Genomic DNA, 19,945 nt, shown 5'->3' with positions numbered 1-19,945 from the left:
ACTGCGAAACGGTAGCTGTGCCACCAGAGGACAGCGACAGCCGTTTACGCTTGAGGAGGAGAAATTCATGTCACATGTTGTCATTATTGCCGGATCACCTTCCAAGCGTTCGCGTTTGACAGGTCTGACGGATTACAGCAGCCAAAAATTAACGGAGGCAGGCATTACCGTTGAAGTCATTCATGTTGTGGATCTACCCGCTGAGGATCTGGTGCAAGCCCGGTTTGACAGCTCATTCATTCGTGATGCACTTGCTGTCGTGGAAGCCGCGGATGCAGTTATTGTGGCTACGCCGGTATATAAGGCATCGTACTCGGGAGTGCTCAAGCTGTTCCTGGATCTGATTCCGCAAGAAGGGTTACGGGGTAAGTTGATACTCCCACTTGTCATCGGTGGCTCCATTGCTCATCTGCTCGCCATTGATTATGCATTGAAGCCTGTACTGGCAGCCCTTGGTGGAAGACATATTCTGGGTGGCGTGTATGCTGTGGATCAGGGAATCGAACGACTGGATGATGAGAAATTTGTGCTCTCTGCGGATATTACTACACGTCTGGATCGGTCGCTGGATGAATTGATATTGACACTGGAAAAGGATGGGATTACGATATCGTAAAACCAAGTAAATATATTGGATAAATCAATATAAGATCAAACGTCTGCGGACGTGGATACGGAGGCGCTCATGAATATCGAGAATATTGAAGCATTTGTATATATCAATCATTATGGAAGCTTCAATAAGGCTGCCGAAGTACTCTTCTTGTCCCAACCTTCGGTCACAGCTCGCATTCAGTCACTGGAAAGGGAGCTGGGCTGCAAGTTGTTTGATCGGCTTGGCAAGCAAATCGTGCTGACAGAAGAAGGTCGGAAATTCTTGCCGTATGCGCAGCAAGTGCTGCAAGTGATTCAGCAGGGCAAGCAGAAGATTCAGCAGCGTCGGACAACACCGGATGCTCTTCGGCTCGGTAGTACAGTATCAGTATCCAATTATGTCATTCCCGATTTTCTACCCAAGATCAAGGAAGCTTACCCCGAAATTAATATCAAACTGACGACAGCAACGACGGATCAGCTGATTGCCAAACTGCTTGGTCAGGAGATCGATCTTGCTTTTGTGCGCAAGGTCATGCATCCTGCGATCCGTACGGTTGCTTTTTATGAAGATCCGATCCAGCTCTATGTGTACAAAGGGCATCCATTCATTGAGAGCGGGCATGTCAGCATGGAAGCCATCCGGAATGAGCAACTGGTCTTTTTCGAATGTGGTTCACTGGACTGGCTTCGCATTCACCGGGCTTTCGACTCGCTGGAACAACCGCCGAATATTACATATCATGTCGATAATTCGGAGACGGCGAAGAAACTGGTTATGCAAGGGGCAGGCATTGCCTTTCTCCCGGGACTCACGGTGAAGAAGGAAGTGCAGAATCAGGAGTTGTTCCCCATTCAGGTACATGAGGTAGCAGGTGTATCGTTGCAGATCAGCGTTGTCACGTTAAAGGAAGAATATTCGCCATTGGCAGAGCCCTTCGGGGAACTGCTGCGAAAGTTATAGAGCGTCTAACGATGAATCTGACTTTTACACCAAAACGGAGAGTGCAGAACCAATCTGAAGAAGCGAAGCGTGCGCATTTATCAACAGATTTTTCCCTTGAACCAAGGGAGTAAAGAAAATCTGGGGATAAGAGTGATCGGAAGATGGTACTGCAATCGGAGTGATAAAGTGTAACATCTCCAGTTCAACTTAATAGTGATTCAAGAATAGTGGTTCAGCACAATCAAGGAGGAGAAGGATATGAGTATTCGTGTTGGCATTTTGGATCAGACCCCGATCTATGAAGGGGAAACGGCAGTGGATGCTTTTCGACATACGATTGAGCTGGCACAACGGGCAGAGCAGCTGGGATTCCATCGGTTCTGGGTATCGGAGCACCATGATTCAGGGCATGTTGCAGGTTCCTCCCCGGAGGTACTCATCTCTCACTTGCTTGCGCATACGAAGCGGATTCGTCTGGGGTCCGGCGGAGTAATGCTTCAGCATTATAGTCCATACAAAGTCGCCGAGAATTTCAATATACTCGCAGCGCTCGGACCAGGAAGAGTTGACCTGGGAATGGGTCGTGCACCAGGCGGGTTACCACGTTCGACACAGGCGTTGCAGGAAGGTATTCAGGAAGCCGCATCTCTTCAAGAGAAAATCGTTCAGGTGAAACGATACATCCACAATGAGCCGCTTGAAGATCAGTCGCATCCACTTGCAGGTCTCAGCGCTTCGCCTGTGTCCGACATTCCAGCGGAGCTGTACGTACTTGGAGCAAGTGTTGATAGTGCGGGCATGGCTGCGGAACTGGGACTCCCATATGTCTTTTCGCTGTTCATTAACAGTAATATAGGGGTAGCGCTTGAAGCGATCCGTGTATATCGTGAACAATTCGATCGTTCCCAGGGACGAGAGCCTTATGCTGCACTAGCCATATCGTTAATTGTGGCCGAAAGTGAGGAAGAAGCGGAAGGACTTGCGAGCGAGCATATGCTGGTGAAGATCCATCTGGAGAGTGGGAAGGTGCTGACGGTTGGTTCTGTGGAACAGGCGGAAGAATTCGGACGTCAATCAAACGAAACCTATCGGATCGAGATTTTGGAGCCAAGTGTGACCCGGGGTACGAAGGAAAGTGTAGGTCAGGCGCTGCTGAAGTTCCAGCAGGAGTTTGCTGTGGAAGAGTTCATTGTGACTACAGCTACACGGGACTTTACCAAGCGAATTCGTTCATTCGAATTGTTGCGTGAAATTTTGGCAGAGCAGGGACTCAGTGAATTTGCACTGGAATCCAAGGAAGAAGCAGCAATCGGATAGAAGTAGGCAGTGAAAATAGCAGTGAATATATACGAATGGGAGGCCATGTGATGAAAAGTGATCTGGAACAGCCCAAGCAGCATTCTGAGCAACAAGTACAGGGCCCCGAGCATGAACTGGACGGTGAACGGGCGGAAGAATTCGCGGAACGTTTAATCACCATTCGACGACATTTGCATCGTAACCCGGAATTGTCCGGCGAGGAAAAGGAGACGACAGTTGCCATTCGCGGTTGGCTGGAAGAGGAAGGCGTTCGTATTGCAGACGAATATGTGCTGCGGACAGGGCTTGTCGCTGAAGTGGGTCAAGGGGACGGTCCTGTTGTTGCCTTAAGAGCGGACATTGATGCGCTGCCCATTCAGGAAGAGACAAAGCTGGAATTTGCCTCCCAAGTAGATGGAAAGATGCACGCTTGCGGACATGACGTGCACACGGCAATTCTGATTGGTGCTGCACGATTACTGAAACAGCGCGAGTCCATTCTACCGGGAAAAGTACGGTTGATATTCCAGCCATCGGAGGAAAAAGCAACGGGTGCTCGGCAAGTGATCCAGACTGGCGCATTATCCGATGTTCGGGCGGTATTCGGGTTACATAACAAACCTGATCTCCAGGTAGGTACGGTGGGCATTCGGGAAGGCGCATTGATGGCAGCAGCAGACGGTTTTGTTGTCAAAGTGGAAGGTGTAGGCACCCATGCAGCCGTGCCTGAAGCCGGCATTGATCCAATCGTGGTTGCCGCACATATTGTTACGGCATTACAGGCCATTGTGAGTCGCAATGTGGGAGCACAGGAGAGTGCTGTAATCAGTGTCACCAAGCTCCACAGCGGCACAGCCTGGAACGTCATTCCGGATGAAGCGATACTCGATGGCACAGTGCGTACCTTTGATGAGAAAGTGCGTGCACGGATTCGCGAGCGTTTCAATCAGGTAGTCGCCGGTGTGGCAGCAGCTTATGGCACACGGGCTACGGTTCGCTGGATTCAGGGACCACCTGCCGTGGTCAACGATGAGTCTCTCGCATCTGCGGCGGAGCAAGTTGCAAGTGAGATTGGATTGAATAGTGTTAGACCGCTACCTTCTCCAGCAGGTGAGGACTTCTCTTTTTATCAAAAAGAAGTTCCGGGCCTGTTCCTCTTCCTGGGCACCTCTGGCCCGCATGAGTGGCATCACCCTGGCTTTGATATGGATGAACGGGCTCTGCCGCTGGGAGCACATCTTCTGGCAGCACTGGCTGAACGGGCATTGCACAATGTGCAAGCACATCAGGAGTGAGGGACGCAGTTTATCCCTGGATCATATCCAGATCGAAACGGTTCCGTTCTGCGGCAACCGTTTTTCGTATTTGTTGAATCTTATCAGACGGTGTAATTATGGCTAGGGCTGGCGCAGAAGCGTCAGCTCTGTTTGAGTTTTCTTACAGGAAGAGCAGCTAAAGGTATTGTTAAATTTTATTTTTTTAATGGAAATATTTGTTGACGCTTCCCAAAAAGATGTGCTATATTTTTCTCGACGTTTAATCGTAATAATTACTATTAGATAAAAAAGGAGAACAGGAGTAGTCGCTGCGATGAAACAGGAGATCGATTTTATCAAGTTCAGTCCCACCCAAAACATGACGATTCTGGTTAAAACAGATCATGCAGCCGAGCAATACAGTCATATTGCTACCCGCCTAATGTCGTATGACAACGTTTACGCTGAGCAAGTGGGATTCATTGAACCAACGAGGAGACCGGAAGCTGCTTCTCATCTGGAAATGGCCGGAGGAGAGTTCTGTGGCAATGCCTGTATGGCACTTGCAGCACACCTCGCATCTGAAGCAGGACTGGCACATCAGGAATCTATGGATATCATGTTGGAGGTTTCCGGAACTGACCAATTGATCATGTGCCATGTGAAGAAACAGCAGAACGAATACGACTGCCAGGTAAGCATGCCGATTCCGAAGCAGATCGAACAACGAACAATCCGATACGAAGGCATCGAACTCGATATGGTGATCATCCGGTACGCTGAGTTCATCCATATCGTGATCGAAGTTGATGACTTCGACGATACGATGAAGAAGAGGGCACAGACCCTTGCAAGATTACTGGGACTAACCCTGGGGGATAAGCTGATTGGTATCTTGTTATATCAATCACACTTGGAAGAAATGGCCCCACTCATCTATGTTCCGGAGCTGGACAGTCTGATCTGGGAAAGAGGGTGTGGTTCGGGTACGGCCTCCGTAGGAGCGTATCTCGCATGGAGCCAGCAGAGAGGAATTACTCAGTACATCAAGCAGCCCGGTGGTGCAATCAAAGTGGTGGCCGAGTGGGATGGCGCAGAACTTGGGAGCATTACGATTGAGGGATCTGTTGGCATCGTGGCTCAGGGCAAAGCCTTCATAGATGCTCCAGCAGAATGGAGCGTTGTAAACGCATGAGGGACATGATACATGATCGAGACAACGTATAGGGGGAAAAGAAATGATCACATTGGTCCATTTTCAGACATGTTTGAGTGAATTTGCAGAGAAATTCGATAAGCTTGCGAACAAGTATGATCATACGATTCAGCATAGTGCAGAGCTTGAGGCTGTGATCAATGACTACTCCCGCTTTGTGACTGATCAGAACAATAAGGCAGCCTGGGAACAGTTGGAGCATTCGGAGTTGGAAGAACTGGATTCGCTTGTATGGCAGTTAAGAAATAAATCCGCCCAGTGTGTGGCGATCATGGAGAAATATCGTGCATTGAAGTTAGAGAACGGGGATGTGCAGATTGCCGATTATTTCAAAAATATAGAAGAGTGTATCGATAAAGAATTTGGTAGTTTCCATGTCACCTCCGATTCCAACGTATTGCTGGTAGGCTCCGGTTCATTCCCCATGACACCATTACTCATTGCCAAGCGAACAGGTGCACAGGTTGTCGGGATCGATATTGATGAAGAGTCCATTACACTCGGGCGAAAAGTGGTGGATACACTGGGTACGGGTTTGAAGATTCGTTTGGAGTCAACATTGCTGGAGGATCTGGATTATACCAGGGAAGCAACCCATATCATTTTCAGCTCTACGGTGGCCCCTAAATATGAGCTGCTTGATCAACTGCATGCCCTGACGAATGCGCAGGTGGTTGTAGCCATGAGATACGGTGATCAGTTGAAGTCCTTGTTCAATTATCCCATGAGAGAGACGGACAGCAACAAGTGGAAGCTGGTGGATACGATCCTGCGCCCGGATGATGTGTTCGATATTGCGTTGTATCAAAAAGCATAACCATCCAAGTCAATCCCGATGGAGTCCAGATTGAACTTTGAATATAGGAGGCATATATGAGTAATCTTCAGCGAATTCTGATACTCGGAACCGGACCTGCATCCATTCAGCTTGCGGCAACGCTCAAAGATCATCTCAACTGCAGTATAGGCATTGCGGGGAGACAATCGGTTCGTTCAGCATCCGTATTCTCAGCCCTTGAAGAGAACAATCAACGTATTCAGGTCAGCATTCAAAATGAGAAACATCAATCGCTCGCAGGTGAGTGTTACGTTGATCATGTGTTCAAGGGATATGACACCATTGAGGGTGAATGGGATACACTCATTTTGGCGGTTACCACCGATGCTTATATCGATGTATTGGAACAAATGAAAAATGAATTCATTAAACAACTGAAATGTATCATTTTGATTTCTCCAACGTTTGGGTCGAATCGACTCGTGACCCATTACATGAGAGAGCGGAATGCAGAGCCGGAAGTGATCAGCTTCTCCACCTACCTTGGAGATACCCGTTGGATGCACGAACATCCGTCCAATCATGTGATTACAACAGGGGTTAAGAAAAAGGTCTATATCGGTTCCACTCGTTACCCGTCTGAACAGGTCAGCAAGCTACGCCAAGTGTATGATCGTTTGGGTATTGTGCTGGAAGTGATGCGATCCCCACTGGAGGCGGAAACGAGAAATATCTCGTTGTACGTGCATCCACCCTTGTTCATGAATGACTTTTCATTAGAAGCCATCTTTGGAGATTCGGATATTCAGAAGTACGTATACAAGATGTATCCTGAAGGTCCGATTACACAAGTTTTGATACGGGAAATGCGGGCACAGTGGCAGGAGATTATGAATATTACGGACCGACTTGATATTCAGGGAGTCAACCTGCTTCAGTTCATGACGGATGACAACTATCCGGTTCGATTAGAGAGTATATCACGCCAGGATATCGAGAATTTCAATCAGCTGCAGGTCATTCATCAAGAGTATTTATTATACATACGGTACACCTCATTATTGATTGATCCATTCTCGGAACCCGATTCGGGAGGGAAATATTTCGACTTTTCAGCAGTCCCATTCCGTAAAACGTTTATGAACCGCGAAGGGGAATTGGACATTCCTCGTATGCCCAAGGAAGATTACTACCGCATCAAAATCATTCAGGGCATAGCCAGACACCTCGATGTGAGCTGTCCAACCATTGATCAATTTATCGCCAGGTATGAGGCGAAAATTCAGGAAGTGGTTGACGCACACCCGGACCAGCGCTTGTCCAATGCCTTTGTAATCCAATCCTTTGACGAGGATATTCGCATGATCTGCACCGGACTTGTAAGTAACAAGGTTTAATTACATCTCAAATTAATCAAGTTGAACCTGATGTTTACATCATAACGGAGAGTGTAGAACCAATCTGAAGAAGCGAAGCGGTCGCCTTTATCCCCAGATTTTCTCTATGGAAAAGAGAATCAAAAAAAATCTGGGGATAACAGCGATCGGAAGATGGTACTGCAATCGGAGTGGTCCGATGTAACCTACAAGGTCTGCTTGTAACTTAATCATCAGGAGGAAATGTTGTGAAAAAGGGTCTTACTTTTACATCCATACTATTGCTGGTGTCTGCCATTGCGCTGCTCGCCGGATGCGGACAGAGCCCAAAAGAGAAAGAGAGCGCACAAACGGAGCCTGCCAATAGCCAAGTACAAACGGAACTTATCTATGCTTCTGCCAAAGATATTAATGATATGAACCCTCATCTGTATACAGGCTCCATGCCTGCGCAAGGGATGGTATATGAGTCTCTGGTGGAAAACACCCCTGACGGAATCAAGCCATTGCTGGCTGAATCATGGGATATTTCCGAGGATGGCAAGACTTATACCTTTCATCTGCGACAAGATGTGAAATTCCATGATGGGGAGCCGTTCAACGCAGAGGCGGTTAAACAAAATATCGATGCAGTACAGGCAAATGCCGAAAAACATGCTTGGATCAAGCTGTCTACCAAAATCACGAGTGTAAAGGTAATCGATGAGCATACGGTGGAGCTGACGCTGTCGGAAGCCTATTATCCGGCACTGGTGGAATTGTCAATGACAAGACCTTACGTCTTCATATCACCCAAGGATTTCAAGGATGGTGGAACCAAAGACGGAGTAAGTGGTTTCCACGGCACAGGACCATACAAGCTTACTGCTCATAAAGTCGAAGAGAATGCCACGTTTGAAGCCAATGAAGACTATTGGGGTGGTGCACCTGCAATCAAGAAAATCACATCCAAGGTTCTTCCCGCAGGTGAAACGACATTCCTGGCACTACAAAAGGGAGAGATCAACTTTGTGTTCACCGATGACCGGGGAGCAGATAGTATCGATGTCGAAGCCATGGATCAATTGGCTGAATCTAGTGGTTATCAAGTGGTCCGAAGTGAAGCAATGAATACGAATATGATCGTAGCCAATAGCAGTCGCCAGAATAGTCCGGTTCAGGAAACGGCAGTGCGGGAAGCGTTATGGGTGGGCATTGATCGGGAAACGATCAGTAAAGATATTTTCAACGGAACGCAGACTGTAGCGGACACGCTATTTTCAGCCAATGTCAATTACGCCAAGGTAGACCTGAAGAAACGGGAGTATGATCCGGAATTGGCTAAAAATCTTCTGGACCAAGCTGGCTGGACATTGGCAGATGGTGGAGGGGTGAGAACGAAGAACGGTCAGCCTTTAGCCATGAAATTATACTATGACAGCAACTCGTCTTCACAGAAAATACAGGCCGAATTGATCCAGTACTCCATGAAAGAATTGGGAATTCAGCTTGAAATCTTGGGCGAAGAGTCCACTTCCATTGCGAATCGGAGAGCCACCGGGGAATATGACCTGCTCTTTAATCAAACCTGGGGGCTGGCCTATGATCCACAGAGTACCATTGCTGCATTTACGTCTGATTCAGCATACAAACATACGACAAGCGGAATTGCCGAAGCAGATGAACTATATCAGAAAATCGATGCGGTTATGGTCTCCACGGATGAGGCTTCACGCCAATCCCTGTATGCTGACATTATGAAGATCGTCCATGATGAAGCAGTCTTCATCCCGATTACCAACGGACGTGTTACCGTAGTCGCTCCCGAGAATCTTAATGGAATCTCATTCAAGCAGACTCAATATGAACTGCCATTTGAAAAAATGAATTTTAAATATATAAATTGAACTAAACATTTACACAAAACGGAGAGGACAGAAAGAACCTGAAGAAGCGGAGCGTTCGCCTTTATCCCCGGATTTTCCCTGTATAAAAGGAATCAAAAAAATCTGGGGATAACAGCGATCGGAAGGTTGTTCTGTCATCGGAGTGTAGTGTAAATATTGTTTAGTTCAATTTAAATAGAGCGGAGATGGCTATGGGAAGTTATATCGTCAAAAGGATTCTGTTAACCATCCCTTTACTGATTATCATTTCATTTATAACGTTTGTTCTGATTAATCTATCTCCCTTGGACCCGGCGGTTGTTGTGTTACAGGCACAGGAAGTTCCGCAGATCACAGAGGAATTAATTGCTCAGACGAACAAGGCATTGGGGTTCGATCAGCCGTTCATGATCCAGTATGTGAACTGGATCATGGCTGTTGTGCAGTTGGACTTTGGTAACTCTTATGTATCTGGTGAACCCGTATGGTCATTGATGGGGCCGGCTTTTATGAATACATTGAAGTTAACGCTTGTCTCATCGGTATTCATTATTGCGCTGTCCATTCTGCTGGGTGTGATCTGTGCCATGAGAGAAGGCAAGCTGCTGGATCGATCGGTCAGAGGTGTATCATTTTTCCTTACCGCCATGCCATCCTACTGGCTTGCAGCCATGATGATCTGGTATTTTTCCGTCAAGCTGGACCTGTTACCTACCAGTGGCATGGACTCGTATCGAAGCTACATTCTACCGGTGATTGTAATCACGGTGAGTTATACGGGCATTTATTTCCGAACGGTTCGAAGTTCCATGCTGAGCAATATGAATGAGGACTATGTGTTATATGCAAGGGCAAGCGGTCTAAGTGAGAAGAAAGTTACCCTGCATATTCTAAGAAATTCATTACAGGTGGCTGTGTCCATCTTTTGCATGGCGATCCCGATTGTACTGGGCAGTACGGTAGTCATCGAAAATGTATTTGCCTGGCCGGGACTCGGTAGGCTCAGTGTAAAATCCATTTTAAGCAGGGATTTTCCGATTATTCAGGCGTATGTTCTGATGTTGGCTGTCACCTTTGTCTTGTTTAACACGTTATCCGACATCATTAATGCGGCGATGAATCCCCGTTTGAGAAAGGAATTCTGATGCGAATATTGAAGAATCTGAGCAAAGACAAGCTTGCGTTGACCTCTTTGGTAGTGATTATGGTCGCGATTATGGCGGGCGTACTGGCTCCGCTTATTGCGCCGCATGATCCTGGACAAGTGAACATGAAGCTTCGTTATGCCTCCTCGTCCTGGGATTATCTATTAGGCAATGATCATCTGGGCAGATGTGTATTATCCCGGCTTATCTATGGAATCCGTCCAAGTGTGTTATGGGTTCTTGTTGCGCTGAGCCTTTCTGTTCTGATTGGAGCTATTGTTGGCTTCGTCGCAGGCTACTTCAAGGGGAAAGTGGATGCGTGGATCATGAGAGTCTGTGACATTATGCTGTCTTTCCCCGGATACGTGATGACACTGGCGGTGGTCGGTATTTTGGGTGCAGGACTGGAGAATATTTTGATTGCCTTTGTGTGCATGAAATGGGCCTGGTTTGCCCGCGTTATTCGAACATCTGTGATGCAATTCTCCGATATGGATTATGTGAAATTCGCCAAAGCCTCCGGCACACCCAATCTGAGAATTATAACGAAACATATTGTTCCGGTTACCTTTGCTGATATTGCCGTCATAGCCAGTGGTTCCATGTGTTCGATGATGTTGCAGATCTCGGGTCTTTCCTTTCTGGGTCTTGGTATTCAGGCTCCGCATGCGGAGTGGGGCATGATGCTCAATGAGGCGAGAGAAGTCATGTTCTCCAGACCTGAATTGATGTTGGCACCGGTCCTGGCCATTGTGGTGGTGGTGTCTGCTTTTAATTTTCTATCGGATGCCCTTCAAGTGGCTCTGGACCCCAAATTGATGACCTCTCAAGGTAAGTCTGACAAGTCTTACGAAAGTGAGGTGAGAAAGACGACTTATGAATATAGTCGAGGTTGAACATTTGAAAGTATGGGATACCAATACAGGTAAAGTGATCATTCATGACATTTCATTCGAAGTTAAGCAGGGAAGCTGCATGGCCATCGTGGGGGAAAGTGGTAGTGGGAAGTCCGTTACGTGCAGGGCTATCATGCGACTGAACAAGCCATGGATTCGCCAATCGGGCACAATGTTATTTCAGGGCGAAGACCTGAACCAGCTTTCGGAACCGGAGATGCGGCGTAAGCGGGGCAAGCATCTGTGTATGATTTTGCAGAATGGCATGAGTGCATTTGATCCCTCCTGTGTTATTGGTGTCCATATTCGGGAGACGCTTCAGCAGCATTTTGGCTGGAATACCCGCGAGATTGAGCGGAAAATCATCAATGCGATGGAAAGCGTCATGCTCAGACATCCGCGCGAGATTCTGAATCAATATCCACATCAGCTGTCCGGTGGGATGCTGCAACGAATCATGATTGCACTGGCATTGGTGCTTGAGCCCGATCTCATTATTGCGGATGAGCCGACAACGGCGCTGGATACGATCTCCCAATATGAAGTGGTGGAGCAATTGATTCAATTACGCGAACGCATGGGCTGTTCCATGATGTTCATCTCCCATGATCTCGGCGTCGTTCAGAAGATTGCAGATGACGTGATGGTCATGAAAGACGGCAAGATCGTCGAGCGCGGTAGCATGCATTCTGTTTTGACAGAGCCGGAGCATGCCTATACGAAGTATCTGGTCTCTACCCGATTGGAGCTGAGCAATCATTTTAAGGCGTTGATGCAGGAGGACTTATAGATGCTAAAGGTGGAAGGTATTGAAAAATCATATAACCAAGGCGGACTGTTCTCCAAGCACAAACAACAGGTGTTGAAACAAGTTACTTTTGAATGCCGGCATGGCGAATGTCTGGGCATCATCGGTGAAAGCGGAAGCGGCAAATCGACGTTGGGCCGTCTGATCCTGGGCATTGAACGGCCGGATCGTGGAACGATCTCGCTGGATGGTAAAGACGTACAGGATCGACGTGTACGGATGGGTAACCTCAGCGCCGTTTTTCAAAATTATACGTCATCCATCAATCCATTTCTTAATGTGGAAGCTGCCATTATGGAACCTATGCAAGCGCAGCAGAAGCTACGGAAGGATCAGGGCAACTCAGAAAAGGTAGATCTGTTGCTGAATCAAGTTGGACTGGACCCTTCCTATAGATCCAAATATCCGCATGAACTATCCGGCGGGGAGGCTCAGAGAGTGTGCATTGCCAGGGCCATCTCGACAGCCTCAAAACTTATCGTATTCGATGAAGCGATCAGCTCACTAGACGTGTCTGTTCAGATTCAGGTACTGCAATTGTTGAAAGAGCTTAAGGAAATCTACAAGCTGAGTTATGTCTTTATCACACATGATATACAGGCGGCAGCTTATATCTGTGACAGGGTTATCATTTTCAGAGAGGGTCAGATTGAAGAGATCGTTCCTATTGAGCAGCTAAAGGATGTTCAGTCAGACTATGCGAAGAAATTATTGAAGCATTTAATTACATTTTAGGGGGAACACCCATTGTGAGTGGAGCGATGTCTTGGCCTTTTCTGCGCTTGTACATACTGGTTCTTCTATATTTCAGTGCCAATGCCATTCTTAACGTGATCATCCCATTGCAAGGGGCGTCTTTGGGTGCGAGCGGTACAACGATTGGACTGATCATGGGCGCGTATATGTTCACAACCATGTTTTTCAGACCCTGGGCAGGTCGGATTATTCAAAAGCACGGTCCGATCAAAATATTGCGTTTGATTCTGATCATCAATGGATTTGCGCTGATTTTATATACCTTTACGGGACTCGGAGGTTATTTGGTTGCTCGTATTTTGCAAGGTGTATCAACAGCGTTTTTCTCCATGGCCTTGCAGATTGGCATTATTGATGCTCTTCCGGAGAAAGATCGGTCACAGGGAATTTCGTATTATTCGTTGTTCAGTTATATACCGGGGATCGTGGGGCCTATTATCGCGTTAGGAATCTGGCAGACGGGTGGTATGGATTATTTTACAGTGGTTCTGATCGGCATTGCCGTCTGTACGGGCGTCTTCGGATATACCGCCAAAATGGAACCAAGCAAGGAGCAACCTGCTGAGAATCTTTCGGAGCAGAACGTGAGTATGTGGGAATCCTTTGCTCAGTTGGTGAAAAATCCGTTTCTGTTTCGATGCAGTGTATTGATGCTTGCGGCTTCCGTTGTATTTGGTGCAATTACAACCTTTATTCCGCTGTATGCGAGCCAAGTACCAAATGGGAATGCGGGTGTGTATCTGATGCTTCAGGCCGGGACGGTTGTGCTGGCTCGAATCATGCTCCGGAAAAGGATTCCTTCTGATGGGAGATGGCATTCTCCTTTTATCATGGGTACCCTTTTTCTTTTGGCCGTTGCTGCCCAATGTGTGAGTTTTTCGGTGACAGGAGGCGTAGTCTTTTTCTATGTCGGGGCTATATTCATGGGCATTGCTCAAGCCATTCTGTATCCGACGCTCACGACCTATTTGTCTTTTGTGTTGCCTAAGCTGAACCGGAACGTCCTGATCGGGTTATTTATCGCGATGGCGGATCTGGGGATTTCTCTGGGTGGTGTGATTATGGGACCCGTCGCTGACTTCTCTTCCTATTCATTTATGTACATGATGTGTGCTATCCTAGGAGCGGTAATGGTCGTTTTTGCCTATGAACGGCGGAGACCCGTGACAGGTACATCTGTGAGTTGACTGCCAGGAGAGAAAGTGGTGACGAACGTTTGAAGGCTTCAATGAATGCAACATCCAATGGAAAATTAAATCCGGTATCCTTTTCGTTTATCCGGTTTTATATGCTGGCCTTTTTATTTTTTGCGGCAAATTCAGCTTTGACGATTATTCTGCCTCTGAGAAGTGAGGCCGCTGGATTAAATCAGGCTGAGATTGGTCTGATGATGGGGGCATATATGTTCACCTGTATGCTCTTGAGACCTTTTGCAGCGCAGCTGTTGGGTAAGCATGGGCCGCTCCGAGTGATGCAATGGCTATTGCTTTTGCATGCGGGTACGCTGCTGCTGTTTGTTGTTTTTGGTGTGGAGACGTATCTGTGGTTGCGGGCCCTGCAAGGGGTAGCTACGGCCTTTTTCTCCATGACGATGCAGGCAGGCATTGTGGAAAAGCTGGAGGACAAAGACCGGGCACAAGGGCTCTCCATGTACACCCTGTTTACGATGGTTCCTACTCTGGTCATTCCGATCCTCGCCATACAAATCTGGGAAAATGCCAGTGATCTGGCGTTTACGCTGCTGATGATCGGACTGGCGGCGCTGCCACTTCTGATTGGATATAATGTGGATTTGCCGCGGAGTACCGTGCAGAACAAATCGTACACCTTGGGCGATATGTTTCGTTCATTCGGCGGCATCTGGCGCAGTACGCCACTGCTGATTAGCAGTGTGGTGATGTTGTTTGCGTCCTGCGTCTTTGGGGCGACAGCGACCTTTCTTCCCCTGTATATGGTATCCACCGGAATGGCGAGTGCAGGGGTATTTCTGACGATACAGGGATTGGTTGTGATCCTGTGCAGGTTTATTTTGCGTAAAAAAATTCCGTCCGACGGTAGCTGGAATACCTGGCTGATGGCAGGGTTAATGCTGTGTGCAGCACTGGGTACCCAATTACTCAGCTTAATGGAGATCATCGGGCCATTGGTGTATCTCTCCGCGGTGTTCAGCGGTTTTGCCCTGGCATTGTTGTACCCGACATTAACCACATATCTGTCTTTTGTGCTGCCTGCGGAATCCAGATATGTACTCATGGGGATCTTCATGTCCTCGTATGACCTTGGATTCTCCCTGGGAGGACTTGCGATGGGATTCATTGTACAGGTGAGTTCATATTCGACCATGTTTATGATCTGCACGTTGCTCTCTATTGCAGCGATGATTCTGGTGTTGGTGTTCAGGCAACGGATGGAAGCGGGGAATAAGGCCAAATCTGTGGTGGCAAGCTGAACCGTATGGTCGTGGAATGATCCTGGGCAGTAATAGACAGCCGGATGTTACTGCGAGGTATCGGTATTGAGGTACGAATGGAACGCCGATATGGAATAGTAAGGTAAAGGCTCATGAACTGAATTTTCCGGCACGTATCATCAGGATACAAAGCGGCAGGAGACAGATCATGGGTCTTTTTTATATCTTAGAATTTATAAGTTTTCAGCGGAGCTGAACAATTCGATTATTGTAAGAAAAACTTCAACTAAAAGCGGTCTGTCTTCTGTGAAAGTACATCGGTAGATGTTTTTCTTATCCATTTTTCTGGACTATTTCGTAAAAATAGTTTGACAACGACCGTCCAACAGGATTATAGTCATTGTTGTTAATCGTAATAATTACTATTAAAGTCCGAATTACACAGACTGCACATATAAGGAGTAGATTTCTATGACACAAAAGCAAGTTCCGGTAACCGTACTGAGTGGTTACCTCGGTTCAGGGAAAACGACGGTTTTGAATCATGTGTTGAACAACAGACAGGGACTCAAAGTTGCGGTGATCGTCAACGACATGAGTGAGGTGAACATTGATGCTGCGCTGGTTAAGGGGGAGGCAACCTTGTCTCGAACCGAAGAGAAACTGGTGGAGTTGTCGAACGGCTGTATCTGCTGCACCTTGCGGGATGATCTGATGCAAGAGATTGAGAAGCTGGTGAACGAAGGCAAGTATGACTATATTTTGATCGAATCCACCGGCATCAGTGAACCTGTTCCAGTTGCACAGACCTTTACATACGCCGATGAGGAGTCGGGTATTGATCTGACTAGCCTAGCCCGATTGGATTGTCTGGTAACGGTGGTGGATGCCAATCGATTCTGGCATGATTTTGGATCAGGGCAGAGTCTTCTGGATCGTAACCAGGCGACCGGAGATGAGGACACCCGTGACGTCGTAGACTTGTTGATTGATCAGATCGAAACCTGTGATGTGCTGCTACTGAACAAATGTGATCTGGTCGATGACACCGAGCTGAACAAGCTCGAAGGTATCATCCGCAAGTTACAGCCTAACGCCAAGATCATTCGGACCGAGAATGGACAGGTGAATCCGTCCGAGATTCTAAATACAGGCCGCTTTGATTTTGAGAAAGTGAGCATGTCCGCTGGATGGATTCAGGAACTGGAGAAGGAGTCGCACACACCGGAAACCGAGGAATATGGCATCGGTTCCTTCGTTTATCGCCGCAGAAAGCCATTCCATCCTTCCCGTCTGGCTGAGTTCATGAGTTACTGGCCGGAAGAAGTGGTACGCGCCAAAGGTTTAGTATGGATCGCGGCTGAAGGGGATGTTGCTGCAAGCCTCAGTCAGGCAGGGCCATCCATTCAGTTCGGTCCTGCGGGACATTGGGTCGCGGCGTTGCCGGAAGCGGACAAAGAGGAGATTTTACGTAGCGAACCCGATGTTCTGGAGAAATGGGATGCCCAGTGGGGAGATCGTCAGACGGAGCTTGTCATGATTGGGATCGAAATGGAGCGTGAGAGCATTGAAGACGAGCTGGACCAGTGCCTGCTCAGTGATGAAGAAATGTTAGCCGATTGGGGTCATTTCGACAATCCGCTGCCATGGCCTGTGGAAGCCGTATAACTCGGAAGATGATGTTTTGCATTGGGAGTAGCGCTGTATAAGCACATCTATATAAATTGAAATAAACATTTACACAAAACGGAGAGGACAGAAAGAACCTGAAGAAGCGGAGCGTTCGCCTACAAGCTTTCTGCAAGAAAGCTACATCGGAAGCATACGCTATCCCCGGATTTACCCTTTGTAAAAGGAATCAAAAAAATCTGGGGATAACAGCGATCGGAAGGTTGTTCTGTCATCGGAGTGTGCAGTGTAAATATTCTTTAGTTCAATTTATATAGATAAATAAACATAAATTCAATCAATAAGGAGCTGTCATTCATGGCTAAAAAATCTAAAGTGGTACGTGAGAAGCAACGTCAGGCAATCGTGGCAAAATATGCGGACCTGCGCCGGGAGCTGAAGGAAAAAGGGGATTATGAAGCATTGCAGAAATTGCCACGTAATGCATCTCCGACTCGTTTGAAGAACCGTTGTGAAGTGACAGGTCGCCCGCGGGGTTATCTACGCAAGTTCAAGGTATCTCGAATTAAGTTCAGAGAACTGGCCCATCAAGGACAGATTCCTGGCGTAACAAAATCCAGCTGGTAAAATGATCAAAGGGTGGTATTTTGCTGAAAGGATGTGCATGTTCATGCTGGACTCGTTTACGTTACGAAGAATTCAGTCGGTGATGAACGGTTATATTCACGAGAAGGTTCCGGCGCCAATCCGTACGATGGTGAAATTGACATATGAGATGAATGACAATGAATTGATCCTGACCGAAGAAAGACCTGCCGAAGAACGGTATCAATGGGACAAGATGCACATTGCCCGATTTTACTGGGAAGAAAATCAGTGGAAAGTGTATGCCAGAGATGAACAGAGCAGCTGGAATCCGGTAGATGTTATTACACCTTGTTCCGATTTTGAGAATGTTCTCGAGCAGGTGGAACGGGATGAGGCTGGACTGTTCTGGCGTACATGAGCGAGTTCAAAGATAACCACATGCAGTGGCTATCTTTGGACTTTTTTTGTGTCCAAGAAACATTGAAGCAAAGAGGGGGCTATTCTTTTGGTCTTTCTTCCTTAATGGGCAAAAGAATAAATAAAATCTGTTTTGCAATAAAAATTTATTGTAAAACGATAAATAATATGATAAATTCATATCACTTAAAACAAGTGAGGTGCTTTTTGTGAAGCGAGGTACGACCCTCTTTTTAAAATTGGCAGTGTTGCTTATTGGTGTTCCCATTCTTGCCTTATGTATATTCGGCATACCCTGGTTAGCAAATAACCCGGTGAATCCGAATTATGCAGGTGCACTATACCCCATAGTGATTATTATGTATGTGTCCGTTATTCCGTTTATTGTTGCACTGTACCAGGCATTCCGTCTGCTGAGCTACATCGACAAAAATGAAGCGTTCTCTCTAATGTCAGTGAAATCCTTAAAAACAATAAAATATTGTGCTATTGTAATCAGTAGTCTCTATTTTGTGATGTTGCCATTTGTTTATGTTGTCGCAGAGAAAGATGATGCCCCAGGCCTCATTCTTATGGGGATGGTTCCTGTTTTTGCTTCATTGGTCATTGCAGTATTTTCCGCTGTGCTCCAAAGATTGTTACAGGAAGCGATTGATATCAAATCAGAAAATGACCTAGTGGTCTGAGGTGAATATATGGCCATTATAATCAATATTGATGTGATGTTGGCAAAGCGGAAAATGACGGTTACCGAGCTTGCAGAGAGAGTTGAGATCACGATCGCCAATATTTCCATATTAAAAACAGGAAAAGCCAAAGCGATCCGTTTATCCACTCTGGATGCCATCTGTAAAGCACTGGATTGTCAGCCTGGAGATATATTGGAATATAAGGCTGATGAGGACGAAGATACAAATGAGCATTTATAAAAGTGACCGACGAAGACTCTGCATGTTGTATGCAGAGTCTTCTTTTACGTGTCTTGATCAAGAAATACGTGCCATGCCTATAACGAATGATTGTGCATCATTCGAAATTGCATGGGTGTTACGTTTTCCTGGGTTTTAAAACATCGGATGAAGTAGCTTGACTGTGAAAATCCCGTTTCCAGCGTAATTTGTTTAATGGAAAGGTTGGTTGTTGCGAGCAGCTGTTTCGCATGTAATAACCTGGATTCCAAGAGGAATTCCGGGAAGGAGATGCCAAACGTCTGACTGAACTTTCGGCTAAAGTATGTTGTACTGTATCCGGCAATCCCGGCAGCATGGTCTAGTGTAATGTGCTCGTTACTATGGGAACGAATATAATTCCCTGCTTCACGAATTCGCTCGGAAGTGTGATTGAGCGAAACATTGATCTGGCTCGCAGCGGATTGCAATCGGGTCAGAAGCTCATAGAGTGTAGCTGCCACACTATGCTCGTCTTCCACCTGATAGCCTCTGCCTAGCTCCAGTAATCGATCCATGAGCGCGGTAACCACCGGAAAGTTGGAACACTGAAACAACCAGGGCTCGTCAACGCCTTTCCCATTTAACAGTTCTTCGAGACGAACACCGTAAAAATGAATCCAACGAATGCTCCAAGGATCATCTAAATCTGAGTAGTACGTTTGTCTGAGACCGGGACCATAGAGGAATCCTTGCCCACGCATTAGCTCATAACAAGCGGTTCCCGTGTCCAGAAATCCTTTACCGTCCAGGACAAGGTGCAGGTTATAACATTGATCCAAGTTAATTTCAGTGGTGCCATATTCTCGATGCACATGATGTTTCGGAAAATCACTGTACCCTCCAATAAAATCGGGAAAGCATACATGTCTGGGGAAAACCGGCTTGGGGAGAAAGATGTGTTCTTTCACGTGTATCCTCCATTTAAACGCAATATTTTTATGTAGTGAACTGAAATAGATTCAGCCTACTGTTATTTGAATCTTGGACAATGACAATATTCTATTATATGTCGCATA

General features: G+C 46.8%; 20 protein-coding genes. 19 read left to right on the top strand and 1 reads right to left on the bottom strand.

Going from position 1 to position 19,945, the window contains the following annotated elements; genetic code table 11:
* Positions 1-67: 67 nt before the first annotated feature.
* The 19 genes from ssuE to ACE04G_RS28475 all read left to right on the top strand — a co-directional run bounded on the left by ssuE (position 68) and on the right by ACE04G_RS28475 (position 18,908).
* Positions 68-616, top strand: coding sequence for an NADPH-dependent FMN reductase (gene ssuE / locus ACE04G_RS28565; RefSeq protein WP_221820966.1), 549 nt, complete (start codon positions 68-70; stop codon positions 614-616).
* A gap of 69 nt (positions 617-685) precedes the next feature.
* Positions 686-1,558 carry a LysR family transcriptional regulator gene (locus ACE04G_RS28560; RefSeq protein WP_449004606.1) on the top strand — a complete coding sequence of 291 codons (873 nt, stop codon included), beginning with the start codon at positions 686-688 and terminating at the stop codon, positions 1,556-1,558.
* A gap of 240 nt (positions 1,559-1,798) precedes the next feature.
* Complete coding sequence (locus ACE04G_RS28555) at positions 1,799-2,857, top strand: LLM class flavin-dependent oxidoreductase (protein WP_449004607.1); 1,059 nt, start codon at positions 1,799-1,801, stop codon at positions 2,855-2,857.
* A 50-nt stretch (positions 2,858-2,907) separates the two neighbouring features.
* Entirely contained in the window at positions 2,908-4,134 is a 1,227-nt protein-coding gene (locus ACE04G_RS28550; protein ID WP_405130779.1) for an amidohydrolase, read from the top strand.
* A gap of 295 nt (positions 4,135-4,429) precedes the next feature.
* Positions 4,430-5,290, top strand: coding sequence for a histidine racemase CntK family protein (locus ACE04G_RS28545; RefSeq protein WP_339179045.1), 861 nt, complete (start codon positions 4,430-4,432; stop codon positions 5,288-5,290).
* Positions 5,291-5,333: 43 nt separating this feature from the next.
* Entirely contained in the window at positions 5,334-6,128 is a 795-nt protein-coding gene (locus ACE04G_RS28540; protein WP_221820963.1) for an SAM-dependent methyltransferase, read from the top strand.
* Positions 6,129-6,184: 56 nt separating this feature from the next.
* A complete protein-coding gene (locus ACE04G_RS28535; RefSeq protein ID WP_339179041.1) occupies positions 6,185-7,486 on the top strand; it encodes an opine metallophore biosynthesis dehydrogenase in 1,302 nt (433 codons plus the stop codon).
* A gap of 227 nt (positions 7,487-7,713) precedes the next feature.
* Entirely contained in the window at positions 7,714-9,351 is a 1,638-nt protein-coding gene (gene cntA / locus ACE04G_RS28530) for a staphylopine-dependent metal ABC transporter substrate-binding lipoprotein (RefSeq protein WP_449004608.1), read from the top strand.
* A 191-nt stretch (positions 9,352-9,542) separates the two neighbouring features.
* On the top strand, positions 9,543-10,475 hold the full coding sequence (gene opp1B / locus ACE04G_RS28525; protein WP_133387061.1) for a nickel/cobalt ABC transporter permease: 933 nt from the start codon (positions 9,543-9,545) through the stop codon (positions 10,473-10,475).
* The gene (gene cntC, locus ACE04G_RS28520; protein ID WP_449004609.1) at positions 10,475-11,371 is read left to right on the top strand and encodes a staphylopine uptake ABC transporter permease subunit CntC; all 897 of its coding nucleotides are present in this window, start codon (positions 10,475-10,477) and stop codon (positions 11,369-11,371) included. The genes opp1B and cntC overlap by 1 nt, the downstream gene beginning before the upstream one ends.
* Positions 11,352-12,161 carry a staphylopine uptake ABC transporter ATP-binding protein CntD gene (gene cntD, locus ACE04G_RS28515; protein WP_449004610.1) on the top strand — a complete coding sequence of 270 codons (810 nt, stop codon included), beginning with the start codon at positions 11,352-11,354 and terminating at the stop codon, positions 12,159-12,161. The genes cntC and cntD overlap by 20 nt, the downstream gene beginning before the upstream one ends.
* Positions 12,162-12,914: an ABC transporter ATP-binding protein gene (locus ACE04G_RS28510; protein WP_449004611.1), complete on the top strand. Its 753-nt coding sequence runs from the start codon at positions 12,162-12,164 to the stop codon at positions 12,912-12,914.
* 14 nt (positions 12,915-12,928) lie between these two features.
* A complete protein-coding gene (gene cntE / locus ACE04G_RS28505) occupies positions 12,929-14,122 on the top strand; it encodes a staphylopine family metallophore export MFS transporter CntE (RefSeq protein ID WP_449004612.1) in 1,194 nt (397 codons plus the stop codon).
* Positions 14,123-14,151: 29 nt separating this feature from the next.
* A complete protein-coding gene (gene cntE / locus ACE04G_RS28500; protein ID WP_486095305.1) occupies positions 14,152-15,384 on the top strand; it encodes a staphylopine family metallophore export MFS transporter CntE in 1,233 nt (410 codons plus the stop codon).
* 432 nt (positions 15,385-15,816) lie between these two features.
* On the top strand, positions 15,817-17,013 hold the full coding sequence (locus tag ACE04G_RS28495) for a GTP-binding protein (protein ID WP_449004614.1): 1,197 nt from the start codon (positions 15,817-15,819) through the stop codon (positions 17,011-17,013).
* 318 nt (positions 17,014-17,331) lie between these two features.
* Entirely contained in the window at positions 17,332-17,601 is a 270-nt protein-coding gene (gene rpsN, locus ACE04G_RS28490; protein ID WP_036605831.1) for a 30S ribosomal protein S14, read from the top strand.
* A 43-nt stretch (positions 17,602-17,644) separates the two neighbouring features.
* A complete protein-coding gene (locus ACE04G_RS28485; protein ID WP_449004615.1) occupies positions 17,645-17,980 on the top strand; it encodes a DUF3024 domain-containing protein in 336 nt (111 codons plus the stop codon).
* Between the two features lie 208 nt (positions 17,981-18,188).
* The gene (locus tag ACE04G_RS28480; RefSeq protein WP_076211191.1) at positions 18,189-18,665 is read left to right on the top strand and encodes a DUF2975 domain-containing protein; all 477 of its coding nucleotides are present in this window, start codon (positions 18,189-18,191) and stop codon (positions 18,663-18,665) included.
* 9 nt (positions 18,666-18,674) lie between these two features.
* The gene (locus ACE04G_RS28475; RefSeq protein ID WP_076211193.1) at positions 18,675-18,908 is read left to right on the top strand and encodes a helix-turn-helix domain-containing protein; all 234 of its coding nucleotides are present in this window, start codon (positions 18,675-18,677) and stop codon (positions 18,906-18,908) included.
* A gap of 77 nt (positions 18,909-18,985) precedes the next feature.
* On the opposite strand, the gene ACE04G_RS28470 is transcribed toward ACE04G_RS28475, so the two are convergent.
* Positions 18,986-19,837, bottom strand: a complete 852-nt coding sequence (locus ACE04G_RS28470; RefSeq protein WP_221820955.1) for an AraC family transcriptional regulator — start codon at positions 19,835-19,837, stop codon at positions 18,986-18,988.
* Positions 19,838-19,945: the final 108 nt, after the last annotated feature.

The sequence above is a fragment of the Paenibacillus sp. AGC31 genome (assembly GCF_057334655.1).
This window is presented reverse-complemented; position numbering and strand designations above follow the sequence as displayed.